This is a genomic window from Janthinobacterium lyxosi, from assembly GCF_051380665.1.
Lineage (GTDB): Bacteria > Pseudomonadota > Gammaproteobacteria > Burkholderiales > Burkholderiaceae_D > Janthinobacterium.
On sequence record NZ_JBNYXM010000005.1, the window covers coordinates 257350 to 271807 of the forward strand.

A 14458-nucleotide genomic window follows, 5' to 3' on the forward strand; every position below is an offset into this window, starting at 1 on the left:
GGGTGAGCATGACACGTTCCCCGTTCAGGTTTTATCTGCTTACGCTGCTGCTCTTGCTGGTGTCGGGCGCCATCATCGTCTGTGCCTTTGTGCTCATTGTCGATCCTTATGGTGTGTACGGGATCGTGCGCCGCGACCATTTCAATGCCGTCAAGCCGGGACTGACCCGCTACCAAAGCCAGATCAAGCAGGAACATGCGCTGCGCCTGCGGCCGCAATTCATCATCCTGGGGAACTCGCGCGCCGAGATCGGCTTCGATCCGCGCGCCGGCGCTTTTGCCCCGCTGGGCGACGCCGGTTATAACCTGGCGATTCCCGGCACGGGCCTGGCCACGTCCGCCAGCCAGTTCGCGCAATTGCTGCAGGCTGGCGTCAAGCCGCGCACCGTCATCGTGGGCATGGAGTTCATCGATTTTCTCAATCCGGTTGCGGCATTGCCTGCACCTGCGGCGACTGCGGCAGCGCCTGCACAAGGGCGCCCATTCTGGCGCTTCGATACGCTTTTTTCGCTGGCGTCCGTCCGCGATGCTGCGCATACCTTGCGCATCCAGCACGACGGCGAGGCGGCGACGCTGTCGCCTGATGGTTTCAATCCCTTGCTGGAGTATGGCGCGTATGTGCGCCGCGATGGCTACCACAAGCTGTTTCGCCAGCGGGCGCAGGAAAGTGCCGCCAGTTTCAAGAGGAAATCGAAGAGTGGCCTCGCCACTGAAGACTTGCTAGCCTTGCGTACCTTCCTGCTGGCGATGGCGGCCACGCAGGCCGATATCAAGCTGGTGGTCTATCCCTATCACGCGCAGATTCTCGCCATGTTTGAATCGGCTGGCCTGTGGCCCCTGTTCGAGGCGTGGAAACAGCAAGTCGTGCTGGAAGTCGACGCCGTCAAAAAACAAAATCCATCGGCCAGCATCAGCGTGACCGATTTCAGTGGCTTTGGCCCTTACAACTGCGAGCCGATTCCCACGCAACAACAGCGCCACGCCAGCACGCGCTGGTACTGGGAAGCAGGGCACTTCAAGAAGGCACTGGGCGACATTGTGATGCAGCGGGTGATGACGCAAGAGGACAGCGCGCCGGACGACGGCCAGTTCGGCATGCCGCTGACCAGCGCCACGCTGGCCGCGAATCGCGACAGGATTACCGCCGAGCGCAGCGCCTGCATGGCGGCGCAGCCGGAGATGTTCGAGTTCTCGAGAAAACTGTTTGAAAAATCATTGGAGGATGCACCAGTACGCAGATAAAGGAAGAACTACGCAGGCAGATGGTACACAAGGAATACATAAAAGGCGGCGCCCAGGCCAGTTCGCCCAGGCCCGATACAGATTGTACGCATACCGGAGGAGACATGAATTTCGCAGCATTTTATCAACGCTCGATCGACACGCCAGACGCTTTTTGGCGCGAGGAAGCGGAAAAGATCGATTGGCATACCCCGTTTTCGCAAGTGCTTGATTATTCCCGTCCGCCGTTCGCCAAATGGTTCGTCGGCGGCACCACCAATTTGTGCCACAACGCCGTTGACCGTTGGGTAGACAGCCAGGGCGATGCGGCCGCGCTGATCGCCATTTCCACCGAAACCAATACCGAGCGCACTTACAGTTTTCGCGAGCTGCAGCGCGAAGTGGAGCGCTGCGCCGCCATGTTGCAGTCGCTGGGCGTGGTCAAGGGCGACCGCGTCTTGATTTACATGCCGATGATCGCCGAGGCGGCCTTTGCCATGCTCGCTTGCGCCCGCATCGGCGCCGTGCATTCCGTGGTGTTCGGCGGTTTTGCCGCCAACAGCCTGGCCAGCCGCATCGACGATGCGCAGCCCAAACTGGTGTTCTCCGCCGATGCCGGTTCGCGCAATGGCAAGGCGATCGCCTACAAGCCGCTGCTCGACGAAGCTATCCGCATCGCCGCGCACAAGCCGCAGCAGGTGCTGCTGGTCGACCGCCATCTGGTGCCGATGGAACTGACGCCGGGCCGCGACGTCGATTACGCGACCCTGCGCGAGCAGCACCTGGACGCGCAGGTGCCCGTCACCTGGCTCGAATCGAACGAGCCGTCGTATGTACTGTACACCTCGGGCACGACGGGTAAACCCAAGGGCGTGCAGCGCGACGTAGGCGGCTATGCGGTGGCGCTGGCGTCGTCGATGCAGTACAACTTCTGTGGCAAGGCCGGTGAAACTTTCTTTGCCACCTCGGATATCGGCTGGGTGGTAGGCCATTCCTACATCGTGTATGGCCCGCTGATCGCCGGCATGGCCACCATCCTGTACGAGGGTTTGCCGATCTGTCCCGATGCGGGCATCTGGTGGAGCATCGTCGAAAAATACAAGGTCACGCGCATGTTTTCGGCGCCAACGGCCATCCGCGTGCTACGCAAGCACCCGGTGGAACTGATGCGCAAGCACGACCTGTCGTCATTGAAGGCGCTGTATCTGGCGGGCGAGCCGCTCGATGAAACCACTTCGCAATGGATCGCCGATGAACTCAAAGTGGACATCATCGACAACTACTGGCAGACGGAGACGGGCTGGCCGATCTTGTCGGTGGCGAAAGGCGTGGCCGATATGCCGACGCGCCTGGGCAGCCCGGGCCTGGCCATGTACGGCTACCAGGTCAAACTGCTCAACGAAGCGACGGGCGAGGAGTGCGGCGCCAACCAGAAGGGCGTGCTGGTGCTGGAAGGCCCGCTGCCGCCGGGCTGCATGCAGACGGTGTACGGCGATGACGAGCGTTTCGTCGACACCTACTGGTCCACTTTCAGCGGCCGGCAAGTGTATTCCACCTTCGACTGGGGCGTGCGCGATGCGGACGGCTATTACTTCATCCTGGGCCGCACCGATGACGTGATCAACGTGGCCGGCCACCGCCTGGGCACGCGCGAAATCGAGGAAAGCATTTCCAGCCATCCGAACGTGTCGGAAGTGGCGGTGGTGGGCGTGGAAGACAAGCTCAAAGGCCAGGTGGCGATGGCCTTCGTGATCCTGAAAAACCCGCAGGGCTTCGACAGTGCCGAAGCGAAAGCGGTGCTGGAGCGTGAAGTGATGGCCGTGGTTGACCGCCAGCTGGGCGCCGTGGCGCGGCCCGCGCGCGTGCTGTTCGTGCCACAGTTGCCGAAGACGCGTTCAGGCAAGCTGCTGCGCCGCTCGATCCAGGCCATCTGCGAAGGCCGCAGCCCGGGCGACCTGACGTCGATGGACGATCCGGCATCGCTGCAGCAGATCCAGGCGGCGCTGGCTTAAGCGCCATGATACAAGCGAAGTTTATCATTCGATAAACTTCGTTCTCAAATGCGGTCGCTTTCCTTGCGCACGACCCTGCCCACGATCAGACATTCATTGCCGCGGCACAGCTTGCGGTGGTATTTGCGCTGGTCCGGGTTGTCCGAGGTCAGCCACCATTCGCCGATGTCGCGCGCCATGCGCTTGACCACCGGTTCGCCTTCGTAATTGATGGCAAACACAATGCCATCGGCCGGCCGGTTGTCGGCCGTATTGATGATCACCACGTCGTCCTCGTACAGGGCCGGCTCCATGCTCTCGCCCTTGACCTTGATCGCCACCAGTTTTTCAGGGTGGTAGCCATGGCGCTCGACCCAGCTGCGCGGCACGCTGATGGTGCTGCCATCGTGCGTTTCCGGTTCGATCGCAAAGCCCGTGATGCCGGCCGACAGGCGCAGTTTCACCTTGCGGATCGGGTAGAAGCGCTCATCTTCTCCATCGACCACCACCACCGGCTGCGCGCCGGCCAGCGCGCGTGCCGCCAGCGCCGCCTGGTCTGGCGCGGCGCCCTGGTCGAAGTACATGCTGTCCAGCTGCAGGTCCGCTTCCAGCTTGCGCGCGATCTTTTCGCTGAAGGCGCGCCCCTCGCGGTAGGTGGGCGAGAGGATTTGCGAGATGCGCGCCTCGCTCCAGCCGCTGACGTCGGAAATTTTCTTGCGCGTGTTGTCGTAATGCTCGCGGATCAGGGCCAGCAGGCGGTCGCGTCTGTATTGATACATATTCATCTCCACATTAAACCTGAAATTTACCGTTTGATAAATTACCAAATGCTTGATTTTAACATTAGCGATTGATAAAGTCCATTCGTTGCCTGTCGCAAACGCACTACAGCGTTTGCCGCTTGGCGACACCATGGGAGATCAGGCAGATGTTGAACAGCAGTCAGTTGGTGGAAAGCAGGGCGGTGTCACGGCAGGGGCGCCAGTTACAGGGACGCAGCAAGAAGTCGCAGCTGCATATCGCCCGCATCGCGCAGTACATTCGCGAGCAGGGCCAGGCCAGCGCGGCACAATTGTCTGCCTTGCTGGGACTCGATGCGGGCACCATGAGCCGCTATTTGCGGCACATGTGCGGCATGGGACAGATTCACCTGGCGCAGCGCCATTGCACGGAACCGGGACGCCAGCGGCCCGCCCTGTACGCGTTCGGAGAACAGGACGACGAGGTCGACGGCTGGGCCGAACTGCCGCCGCAGGTGCGCCGCACGGCCAGCTGGCCACGCGGTGCGGCGCGCCGCGATCCGCTGGTGGCGGCGTTGTTTGGTCCGGCACAAGGATAGGGCAGCAAGCCGCCTTCTCAAATGAATGACAGCAAGCAAGCTGCCAAGCGCAGCTCTTTTTTGCCGCAACTGAAAGCACATCATGCATATCGATATCACCGCCGCAGGGGCTGCCTGGGTCAAGCTGCTGGGCGTCCCCTTGCTGGCAGCCTTCTTTGCCACCTTGCTCAGCTTCATGGTCATGTGGCCACGCAGCTGCAAGGAGGCGCTCATCCGTATTTGCTCCAGCATCATCATTGCCACGTTTGCCGGTCCCGTCCTGGTGTCGGCGGTGCTGGCGTGGTGGCCCGGCTTGTTTGACAGCGCGCAAACGGTGGCGGCGCTGTATGGCTGTGATCCGGCCACGGGCTTCCTGTTCATTGCCGCACCGCTGATGGCGCTCGTCGGTTTGCCTGCGTGGTGGCTGGTGAGTGCCAGCGTGCGCTGGTTCGACCGGCGCCGCGACAAGGATATCGGTGAACTGGCGGCGGATGCGGCCGCAGTCGTCAAGGAGGTGCGGACGCGACGTTGACGGCGCTGGCGTCCTCTTTTAGTGCATGGTCAAAGCGGCGCGCCCGAAATCGGTGCGAAGGGAGGCATCATGCACAGTCATGCCGGTTTGTCGCCACAAACTGTATACAATTCCACCTGGCACGAAGCGTGCATGGCTTGCTGGAGTCGTCCCATCCAAGGAGCTTCGCATGCATCATCGGCCACCGTCGTGTTCCTGTCGTCCCGTTTTTCTCTTGCTTTTCCCTTTCACCTGCGCCCATCCGTGCCGCGGTAACCCAGGAAATGGAGCGTAAATGGCCACTCCCCGTTTGAAATCCATCCACCGCAGCGTGCCCGGCACCACGTCTGCCGCGCCATCGCCCGTCGATGAAATCCTGCCAGCCGGAAAACTGTTCACCCTGGGCTTGCAGCACGTGCTCGTCATGTATGCGGGCGCCATCGCCGTGCCGCTGATCGTCGGCCGTGCCCTCAAGCTGCCGCCCGAACAGGTGGCGGCGTTGATCAGTGCCGACCTGTTCTGTTGCGGCCTGGTGACCTTGATCCAGTCCTTGGGAATAGGCAAGTACTTCGGCATTCGCCTGCCCGTGATGATGGGCGTGACCTTTGCCGCAGTCAGTCCCATGCTGGCCATGGCGAATAACCCGGCCCTGGGGATCACCGGCATCTTTGGCGCCGTGATCGGCGCCGGCGTCGTCTCCATGCTGATCGCGCCTTTCATCAGCCGCCTGCTGGCCCTGTTTCCGCCCGTGGTTACCGGCAGCATCATCGCCGTGATCGGCGTGTCGTTGATGCGCGTGGGCGTGAACTGGGCCATGGGCGGACCTCCCACCATGGCGCAAATTGCCGATCCCGCCTTCCTGAAGATGGCCGCTGCCGCCACGGCGGCCGGCTTGCCCGCACTAGCCGGTCCCGTGCCCCTGATTGCCAACCCCGGCTACGGCGCGTTGGATAACATGGGCATCGCCTTCTTCGTGCTGGCCGTCATCTTGCTGGTGGCCAAGTATGGCCGCGGTTTCCTGTCGAATATCGCCGTGCTGATCGGCATCATCGCCGGCACGGCCCTGTCGTTTGCGCTGGGCAAGGCCGATTTTGCCAAAGTGGCCAGCGCCAAGGCTTTTGCCATCGTCACGCCATTCCAGTTCGGCATGCCGACCTTCGACGTGGTCGCCATCGTCACCATGAGCCTGGTGATGATTGTCGTCATGATCGAATCGCTGGGCATGTTTCTGGCGCTGGCAGAGATGACAGACAAGCGCATCACGCAGGCCGATATCAGCCGCGGCTTGCGCGTCGATGGCCTGGGCACCCTGATCGGCGGCATCTTCAATACCTTCCCGTACACCTCGTTCTCGCAAAACGTGGGCCTGGTGGGCGTGACGGGCGTGCGCAGCCGCTGGGTCTGCGTAGCGGCCGGCCTCATCCTGCTGGTCATGGGGGTGATCCCGAAGATCGCGCAAACGGCCGAGTCCGTGCCGGCGTTCGTGCTGGGCGGGGCAGGGCTGGTGATGTTCGTCATGGTCGCCGCCACCGGCATCCGCATTCTCGCCGGCGTCGACTACAAGAGCAACCGCAACAACCTGTTCATCGTGGCCCTGTCGATCGGCTTCGGCATGCTGCCGCTGGTGGCAGAGCAGTACGCGCAGCACATGCCGAAAGCTCTGTCGCCCCTGCTGCACAGCGGCATCCTGCTGGCCGCTATCGTTGCCGTGCTGCTCAACCTCTTCTTCAACGGCTTGGCGTCGCAGGAAAAGGCTCAGGAGCAGGCGCGCGATAACAGTCATGGCGGCGACTGAGGCGCCGCCCATCGCCTTGAACGCTGCGCGCGGCGTATGCGGATCAGCCAGGCGGTAGAATCCTCAGCACCACGCCATTGCGCCCCGCATCCTTGGCCTGGTACAGCGCGGCATCGGCCAGGCGCAACAGGGCGTCCGGATCGGCGGCGCCCGGCGCCGACTGGACCGCGATGCCGACGCTGATCGTCACCTGCTGCGCCTGCGTGCTCGCGTGGACGATGCCCAGATCTTCGATGGCGCGCCGCAACGCTTCGCCGATCTGGCGCGCCTCGTCTGCGCCCGTGTTCGGCAGCACGATCGAAAACTCTTCGCCGCCGTAGCGCGCCGTCAGGTCGCCCGCGCGCCGCATGCCGGCCGCCAGCGCATGCGCGACACGGATCAGGCATGCGTCGCCGGCAAGGTGGCCATGCCGGTCGTTAAATAGCTTGAAGTAGTCGACATCGAGCATGATGACGGCCAGCGGCTGGCCGACGCGCGTGGCACGCGCACATTCGGTGCGCAGCACGTCGTCGAAATGGCGCCGGTTCGAAAGGCCGGTCAGGCCGTCGGTGATGGACAAGGTTGCCAGTTTGCGATTGGCGTCTTCCAGCTGTTCCGTGCGTTCGGCAACGCGCCGTTCCAGGCTGTCATGCAGCCTGGCGCTGGAGATCGAGATCATCGCCTGTACACCGAGCATGCGCAGGAACGCGACGCGCTCCTGCGTGAACGAGGCTTCTGCAAGCCGGTTCTCGAAGTACAGGATACCGTCGATCTGGCCGCCGTGCCGGATCGGCAGGCACATGACGGCACGCGGCCGCTGCAGCTGCACGTACGGGTCGGCGGCAAAGCGCGAGACGCCCGTGATACTGTCTTCGATCACCTCCGCGCCAGTGCGGATCACGTAGCGCAGCAGCGATAGCGGGAATTGCGGGTCGCTGGCGGCGTTCAGGTCGAGCCGGCGCGCTTGCAGGACAGTGATGCCATCGCCATCGATATTGGCCTCCAGCTGGTAGCTGCCTTCGGACAGCAGCAGCAGACGCGCTACCTGCCCGCCAGCGTTTTCGCACACGATGGAAATCAGGCGCGTCAGGACATTGCGCAAGCCGACTTCGTTCGACAGGATCTGTGCCGCTTTCAGCAGCGACACCAGGTCGAGCGCGGAACTGCCATGCGTGTGTGGCCCCACATGCGATAGCGTGGTGCGGCCATCCATCCGTGACAGCAGCGCGGCGTGGCGCGCCCGCAGTTGCGCCACCTTGCCCTCTGCGCCCCACTGGCCGTAGTGCGCGATGGCGTCCTGGATGAAGACGGTGGCCACACGCGCGTGGCCCTGTTCGGACCAGCATTCGCCGCACAGCTCATTGCCCAGCGCTTGCACGTTGACGTAGCCTGCCAGGCCGGCGGCGTCGATCGCCTGCCGGTAATGGCGCGTGGCCAGCTGCAGATCATCCCGGTAGCGTGCCATTTCGGCCATCACCAGCAGATGTTTGGCGCCGCTATTGTCCGAGCCCTCACTGGCCCAGCCGTCAAGGCTCGCCTGCAGTGCGTCGATCACGGTCAGCACATCGCCCGCGTCGGGGCGCGCCGGGGCGCGCCGCAAGGCGCGGATCCATATCAGCGCAGCGTAGAAGCTCGACTCCGCAACCTTGGCCTGGCCGCGCATGATCTGGGTGACGATGCCGAGCTGGCCGGCCAGCTGCTCGGCGTCGGCGCCGTCGAACAGGTAGGCGTTGCGGATTTTTCCTTGCAAATAGTAGGCGCGGTACAGCTGCGAGTCGCCATACTGTGCGAGGAAACGCGCCTCGCTGAACGTCGCATCATCGTAGCTGTCGTGACGGGGCAGGAGGCCCATCAGGCATTTGATTGGCTGGATCGCGGCGGCGATGCAGCAGTCGGCCATCGCCTGCTGGCCGTTGGCGCGCATCAGCGCCAGGTCGTGCTCGATGTCGTGCATCAGGTGCGGCAGGTAGTCGCCGAGGATCATCCGCTCGGTGGCGCGCACGGCTACCACCACGCCAACCTGCACGAAATCGGCGATTTCCAGTGCCCAGCCAAAGGCTTCTTCGTACAGGGCATCGGAGCTGCGCAGGGGCTGCGTCCAGTGGCTGATGAGCGCACCGAACATCAGGCCCGTGAGTGTGCGCGTCTGCAGATTGGCACGCCGCCTGGCCAGCGCCATCGCCATCGCGCCGAAGTCGTAGCCGCGCGCGACGTCGCCGCCGTACAGCGCAAGCATCATCGCGTAGCCGACATAGGCGACGGCGCTGAAATCGCTGTTCCCCCGTTGCATGGACAGCCGCGTCATCGATACCACCATCAGCGCGCTGAGATCCTGCTGGCCGGCGTAATAGCTGGCCATCCACAGGCCCTGCATCATCTGCATCGCGGCCACCGCGTCCGGCTGGCACATGTCGCCGGCCGTCAGCAAGGTCTCGGGCGCCTGCGCGCCAGGCTGCCGCCCGATGTCGGCGAGGATCTCGTCGAAGCGCGCTTTCATGTGCGCGACATCGTGCGGGATGTCGATGTTCAACTGCGCCAGACCGTCGCGCTGCACGGCGATGGCGTCGAGCAGGCGGCCCTGCAATTGATACTGGTGCGCCTGGATGGCAATGCAGCGTACCTGTAGCAAGGGGCTCAAGGTGCGGGTGCGCACCAGTGGATAGATCGCTTCGGCGGCATCGAACTGGCCGCACAGGTAGGCAGCTTCGGCCGCGCCGAGCTGCAGGTCGAGCCAGAGGTCGGCGTGGATGTTCCACGCCTCTGCCGGCAGCAGGTCGAGACCAATTCGCATGTGCTCCAGCGTGGCCTGGAACGCGGCAGAGCGTCGTGCCTTGACGCCGGCCTGGAGATTGAGCGCCGCCAACTGCACGCGCTCGCCCGCATCGTCGAGTAGCGTACGGCCGGCGTTGAGCTGTTCGACGATTTCAAACAGTGTCCCGTCCTGATGCTCCGGCGTCGCATGCCGCAGGAGCAGGCGGCCGATGCGAAGATGGTTGGCCGCGCGGGTACCGGCATCGGCGACCAGGTAGGCTGCCTGCTGCACGCGGTCGTGCAGGAATCGGTAATTGACGCCGCTTTGGCCGGCGCGGGTGTCGCCGTTGACGTATTTATAGCGTTCGTCGAGCGGCTGGATCAGTCCTGCATGGAGCGCCGGCCACAAGGCTTGCTGCGTGTGCCGGGGCGCGCGGTCCACTGCCAGCGCGAGCGTGTCGAGCGTGAAGCGGTTGCCGCTGGAGGCGGCCAGTTGCAGCAGGTGCTGCGTTGCCGTGGGCAGGCGGCGGATTTTCTCCAGCAGCACCTCGACCACGTTGTCCGTGTACCTGGCCTGTTGTATCGCGGGCAGGTCCCAGTCCCAGCAATCGTCGACGGCCCGGTAGCGCAAATGGCCCGTCTCATTGAGCGAGGCCAGGAACTGGCTGAGGAAAAATGGATTGCCGGCCGTCTTGCGGTAGCAAACGCGGGTCAGGGGCGCGCAGTCAGGTGCCGCCACGCGCACGGTGGCCGACACCATTTGCGCAACCTGCGGCTCGCTCAGGGGGCTCAGTAACAGCGTGGACAGGCGCACCTCGCGCGCGCGCAGCTTGTCGCGCAGCGCGACGAGTGGATGCGTGGCGCCCACTTCGTTGTCGCGGTACGCGCCGATGAACAGCAGGCAGCACTTGTCGCAGGAGAGCATGAGCAGTTCGATCATCCGCAGCGTACCCGCATCGGCCCATTGCAGGTCGTCCAGGAACAGCACCAGCGGATGCCCGGCGCAGGCGAAGACTTCGACGAAGCGGGGGAAAAGCCGGTCCAGGCGGAGCTGGGCCTGTACCGGCGCCGATGTTGGCACCGCGTCGGTGGGGCCGACGACCAACGCCAGCTGGGGAATCAGTTCGACCAGCACGCCGATGCCACTGCCCAGGGCGGCGCGCAGTTTTCCGGACCACTGCCGCAGCGTTTCTTCGGGCTGGCCCAGCAACTGGCGCACCAGTCCCTGGAAGGCCTGGATCAGCGAGGCATAGGGCAGGTCGCGCTGGAGCTGGTCAAACTTGCCAGACAGGAAACAGCCGCGCCGGGCGATGATGGGCTTCTGTACTTCGTTGACGACCGCCGACTTGCCGATGCCCGAGTGGCCGGCCACCAGCAGCATTTCGCAGGTGCCGGCCGCACTGCGTTCAAAGGCCGCCAGCAGCATGGCGATGGCATCCTCGCGTCCGTGCAGCGTTTGTGGCACAAGGAAGCGGCCGTTATGGTCGGACAGCTTGAGCGCCTGCGCCGGCCTGTCTGCGCGGCATGCTTCGAGGTCGCTGCGCAAGCCTTGTAAGCTCTGGTAACGCTGATCGGCATTTTTTTCCAGCAGGCGCTGGATGATAGCCAGCAGCTGGCCAGGCAAGCCTGCGAGCGCCGGATGCGACCAGTCGGGACTGCGGGCAATGTGGCAATGCACGAGTTCCATCTCGTCGCCCGCCTCGAATGGCGCCTGGCCGGTCAGCAGTTCGTACAGGGTGGCACCGAGCGCATAGAAATCGGCGCGCCAGTCGACCCGCCGATTCATGCGCCCGGTCTGTTCCGGCGCCATGTAGCGCAGCGTACCTTCCAATGTCTGGAGATTGACGATGCCATGGCTTTCGTATGGCAGTTCACAAGCAATGCCGAAATCGGTCAGCTGCAGCAGACGCCGATCGGCATTCCACACCAGATTGGAGGGATTGATGTCCTTGTGGATCACGCCATGACGATGGACCTCTTCCAGCGCCGCGCACAGTTGCAGCGCGATGTCGAAAAAATCGTCCAGCGCCAACGCAGGTTGCGCCGGCGTCCTGCGCGCCGCTACCTGCGCGCGCAAGAACTGGTCGAGCGCCTGGCCGCCGCTATCTTCCTGAATCATCGTCCAGCACCCGCCGTGCAGCTGCAGTGCCAGCGGATGCACCACGCCAGGATGGCGGCAGCGGCGCGCGATCGCATACTCGCGCTTGAATTGTGCCAGTTGCTGAAAGGAAGGGAACTGCTGATTGGGCTTCTTGACGATCAGTGCGGTGCCATCGGCAGCCCTGGCGCGATATACCCGCGAGCGGCCACCGTTGTGCAGCTGTTTGATGATCTCGTGGTCGAAAAGAGAGCTCATGGGCTGGGCTAGCGGTACACAGACGGTTGCGGGAGCCTTGAGGCACACATTTCGAAGTATTACTTGATTGTAAGTATTATATCAGTAGAGGGAGGCGCGGGGGAGGGAGCAAAACGATGGGTGTTGTTGCAAAAATGTCGGCGGTGCCGGGCACTGAGGGGGGAGCGATGAGTGGATGCGGCACTGGCGTAACCGAAAAATTCGATAACGAGCGTGACGGCGCACTATGTACGCCATCACGGGGTAACTTGTGAAACCTGAAAGATAGCGGCTGGAGATGCTTTGGTTCGGATTCCTTCCTTCATGCGTGCTCTGGCTCGGTGTGGTCGCGCCCTGCTTACTGGTAAATAGTCAGGTATTTCGCGGGAATGTCGAGCGGGTGGAGCATGCCCGCTAGAGCCAGGTTAATCAGTAGGGCGACCACCAGGCCGACTCCCGCCGGAACGCCAATGGCGAGCCTGCGCACCATTGGCGAGTGCGTTTCGACTTGCCAATATGCGGCACAGCCCAGGTGCGTGAATAGGGCAAACACGGCGAAGAAATAATACGGCGCAAAGAACAATTCATATGGCATCAGCACAAAACCGGCTGCGGCATAGTAAAAATTGGTGTCGAGCTTGAGCGCGACGCGGCCAAACAGGATCGCACCGACATGAAAAAGCAGGAACAGGGCCAGGTAGATCCCTGAGCCGGCCTGCAGCCACGCTACGAACCCGGACCGTACTTTCCATCTGCGCAGCACCATCCATATTCCGCTGCCACATTGAAATAGCACGCACGCCAACAGCACCGGCTCGACAACGGCATTTCGATACAGTGGCCGTGTCGCCTCCATGAAAGTGATGTGCACATTGGCGCCGGCAATGGCCAGCAGGTGATTAACAAGATGCAGCAATATATAGGCTGCCAGGACACATGCCGACAGGCGGTGAAATTTACGAATTGACATATGAGTCCGGGAGTGCGTTTGATTTCCCTGTGTTGCGCTGGCGCTCCCTACCTCATCGAGGGCTACAGATCCTGCACCGAAAATTTTCATTTACTAATAAATCGGCAATCTCGCGCAAGACGGGCATGGCAGCGGTATTCATGAGACTCCCTCGCTTGGCATGTGATGGAGGTAGTATCGTCTGGTCAGTTAAGTAGGTCTTGAACGTTTGCGACACGCTACAAGATTTTCATGACGCTATCTGATGTCATCTGCCCTCCGACTGTCGCCCGCCTCGTTGCCTGCGCGTGCCGCTAGCCTTTTGTGTGCGAGCCTGGTTGGTACGCAAGCACCATCCACTCTGCACCGTTGCCGCCAGCGCAGCGTCTTAATCGTTTTCCAGCGACCCCGTTGTGCGCCATTACATGGATGATCGTGGGAGACGCCATGCTGGTGGAGCCAGCCACCGGTGAAAAGGCGGACCCCGGTGACGCGATCTTTTCTGGCCCGCGCACGCAGCCCTGCATGACTGCTCGCGCTGCCCGGATGGTGAAACTGGTAGACACTGGAGACTTAAAATCTCCCGCCTGTAAGGGCGTGCCGGTTCGATTCCGGCTCCGGGCACCAGCGCACAGAATTTGGAAACATCAAAAAAGCCATTAAACCCAATACAATCAACGGGTTAGTGGCTCTTTTACGCCTTGATATTTTTATTAATCCATATTAAACCCGACGAAAACCAGTGGCGATTACGCCAGATTGACGCCATGATTACGCCTCAGCAAGGGAGATGCATGGCGTCATTCAGGAAACGGGTTGGCGGCGGGCGGGGACTGACCTTCCACGACAGCTGGCATGCGGCCATCACGCTCACTGTGCTGTTCTTCGCCAACGTGCTGCATCGGCTTACCGGGATTGACATGTCCACTCAGATCAACAATATGGCCGAACTTGGCGCTGCGCTCAGTGAAGGATGGCGGGCTCTGTCGGCAGTGACTTTGCGTTCCCCGGTCATGCGCTGATCGCGCCAGGCGCCGAGCAGTTCAGGTGTCACGTTGGCGAGTTTAATATCTTTAATTTTCTGGCCGTCAATGACCACTTCGCCGTTGGCGTAGAGGCACAGCCTTTCCCAGCGCTTGCCGCGCTTGTGGATGGAGACTTCTTCCAGGTACCTGTTGAATGCGTCGCCGCAGCTTTTTCCGATGGCGATGCCACTGTCGGAGCCGTGCCGGATTTCGGTCTCGCGTTCCGACGCCCAAGCTGCAGCCTAGGTCTAGGTGCTGAATGATTCAGATTCCCGTGTGCCGAGGATGCCGATCTCTGCCCGCCAACCGCCAACCCGTTTCCTGAATGACGCCATGCTTCCCTCTCGTTGAGGCGTAAATTTGGCGTAATCGCTACAGGTTTTTGTCGGGTTTAATATGGATTAATAGAAAGAGCCACTAACCCGTTGATTGTATTGGGTTTAATGGCTTTTTTGATGTTTCCAAATTCTGTGCGCTGGTGCCCGGAGCCGGAATCGAACCGGCACGCCCTTACAGGCGGGAGATTTTAAGTCTCCAGTGTCTACCAGTTTCACCATCCGGGCAGCGCGGCGAGATTCTAGCAC

9 protein-coding genes and 2 tRNA genes are annotated in these 14458 nt (G+C 62.2%); 7 read left to right on the forward strand and 4 right to left on the reverse strand.

All coding sequences use genetic code 11. The features are described from left to right. Positions 1-8: 8 nt before the first annotated feature. Positions 9-1241: a hypothetical protein gene (locus ACQ4WP_RS07370; protein ID WP_436519361.1), complete on the forward strand. Its 1233-nt coding sequence runs from the start codon at positions 9-11 to the stop codon at positions 1239-1241. A 104-nt stretch (positions 1242-1345) separates the two neighbouring features. Beyond that, complete coding sequence (locus ACQ4WP_RS07375) at positions 1346-3232, forward strand: propionate--CoA ligase (RefSeq protein ID WP_436519362.1); 1887 nt, start codon at positions 1346-1348, stop codon at positions 3230-3232. A gap of 44 nt (positions 3233-3276) precedes the next feature. On the opposite strand, the gene ACQ4WP_RS07380 is transcribed toward ACQ4WP_RS07375, so the two are convergent. After that, entirely contained in the window at positions 3277-3990 is a 714-nt protein-coding gene (locus ACQ4WP_RS07380; RefSeq protein ID WP_436519363.1) for a S24 family peptidase, read from the reverse strand. 149 nt (positions 3991-4139) lie between these two features. Here ACQ4WP_RS07380 and ACQ4WP_RS07385 point away from each other — a divergent pair, with 149 nt between their 5' ends. The 3 genes from ACQ4WP_RS07385 to ACQ4WP_RS07395 all read left to right on the forward strand — a co-directional run bounded on the left by ACQ4WP_RS07385 (position 4140) and on the right by ACQ4WP_RS07395 (position 6835). Next, a complete protein-coding gene (locus ACQ4WP_RS07385) occupies positions 4140-4550 on the forward strand; it encodes a FeoC-like transcriptional regulator (protein WP_436519364.1) in 411 nt (136 codons plus the stop codon). A gap of 82 nt (positions 4551-4632) precedes the next feature. Further along, positions 4633-5061, forward strand: coding sequence for a hypothetical protein (locus ACQ4WP_RS07390; RefSeq protein WP_436519365.1), 429 nt, complete (start codon positions 4633-4635; stop codon positions 5059-5061). A gap of 274 nt (positions 5062-5335) precedes the next feature. After that, on the forward strand, positions 5336-6835 hold the full coding sequence (locus ACQ4WP_RS07395; protein ID WP_436519366.1) for a nucleobase:cation symporter-2 family protein: 1500 nt from the start codon (positions 5336-5338) through the stop codon (positions 6833-6835). A gap of 43 nt (positions 6836-6878) precedes the next feature. Here ACQ4WP_RS07395 and ACQ4WP_RS07400 read toward each other — a convergent pair whose 3' ends face one another. Both ACQ4WP_RS07400 and ACQ4WP_RS07405 read right to left on the reverse strand, forming a co-directional pair. After that, positions 6879-11921 carry a diguanylate cyclase domain-containing protein gene (locus ACQ4WP_RS07400; RefSeq protein ID WP_436519367.1) on the reverse strand — a complete coding sequence of 1681 codons (5043 nt, stop codon included), beginning with the start codon at positions 11919-11921 and terminating at the stop codon, positions 6879-6881. 337 nt (positions 11922-12258) lie between these two features. Beyond that, positions 12259-12870: a hypothetical protein gene (locus tag ACQ4WP_RS07405; RefSeq protein WP_436519368.1), complete on the reverse strand. Its 612-nt coding sequence runs from the start codon at positions 12868-12870 to the stop codon at positions 12259-12261. 519 nt (positions 12871-13389) lie between these two features. Between ACQ4WP_RS07405 and ACQ4WP_RS07410 the strand changes: the two genes are divergently transcribed. Both ACQ4WP_RS07410 and ACQ4WP_RS07415 read left to right on the forward strand, forming a co-directional pair. Beyond that, positions 13390-13476 (forward strand) — tRNA-Leu (locus tag ACQ4WP_RS07410). A gap of 167 nt (positions 13477-13643) precedes the next feature. Continuing rightward, complete coding sequence (locus tag ACQ4WP_RS07415; RefSeq protein WP_436519369.1) at positions 13644-13871, forward strand: hypothetical protein; 228 nt, start codon at positions 13644-13646, stop codon at positions 13869-13871. Positions 13872-14350: 479 nt separating this feature from the next. Here ACQ4WP_RS07415 and ACQ4WP_RS07420 read toward each other — a convergent pair. Beyond that, positions 14351-14437 (reverse strand) — tRNA-Leu (locus ACQ4WP_RS07420). Positions 14438-14458 lie beyond the last annotated feature (21 nt).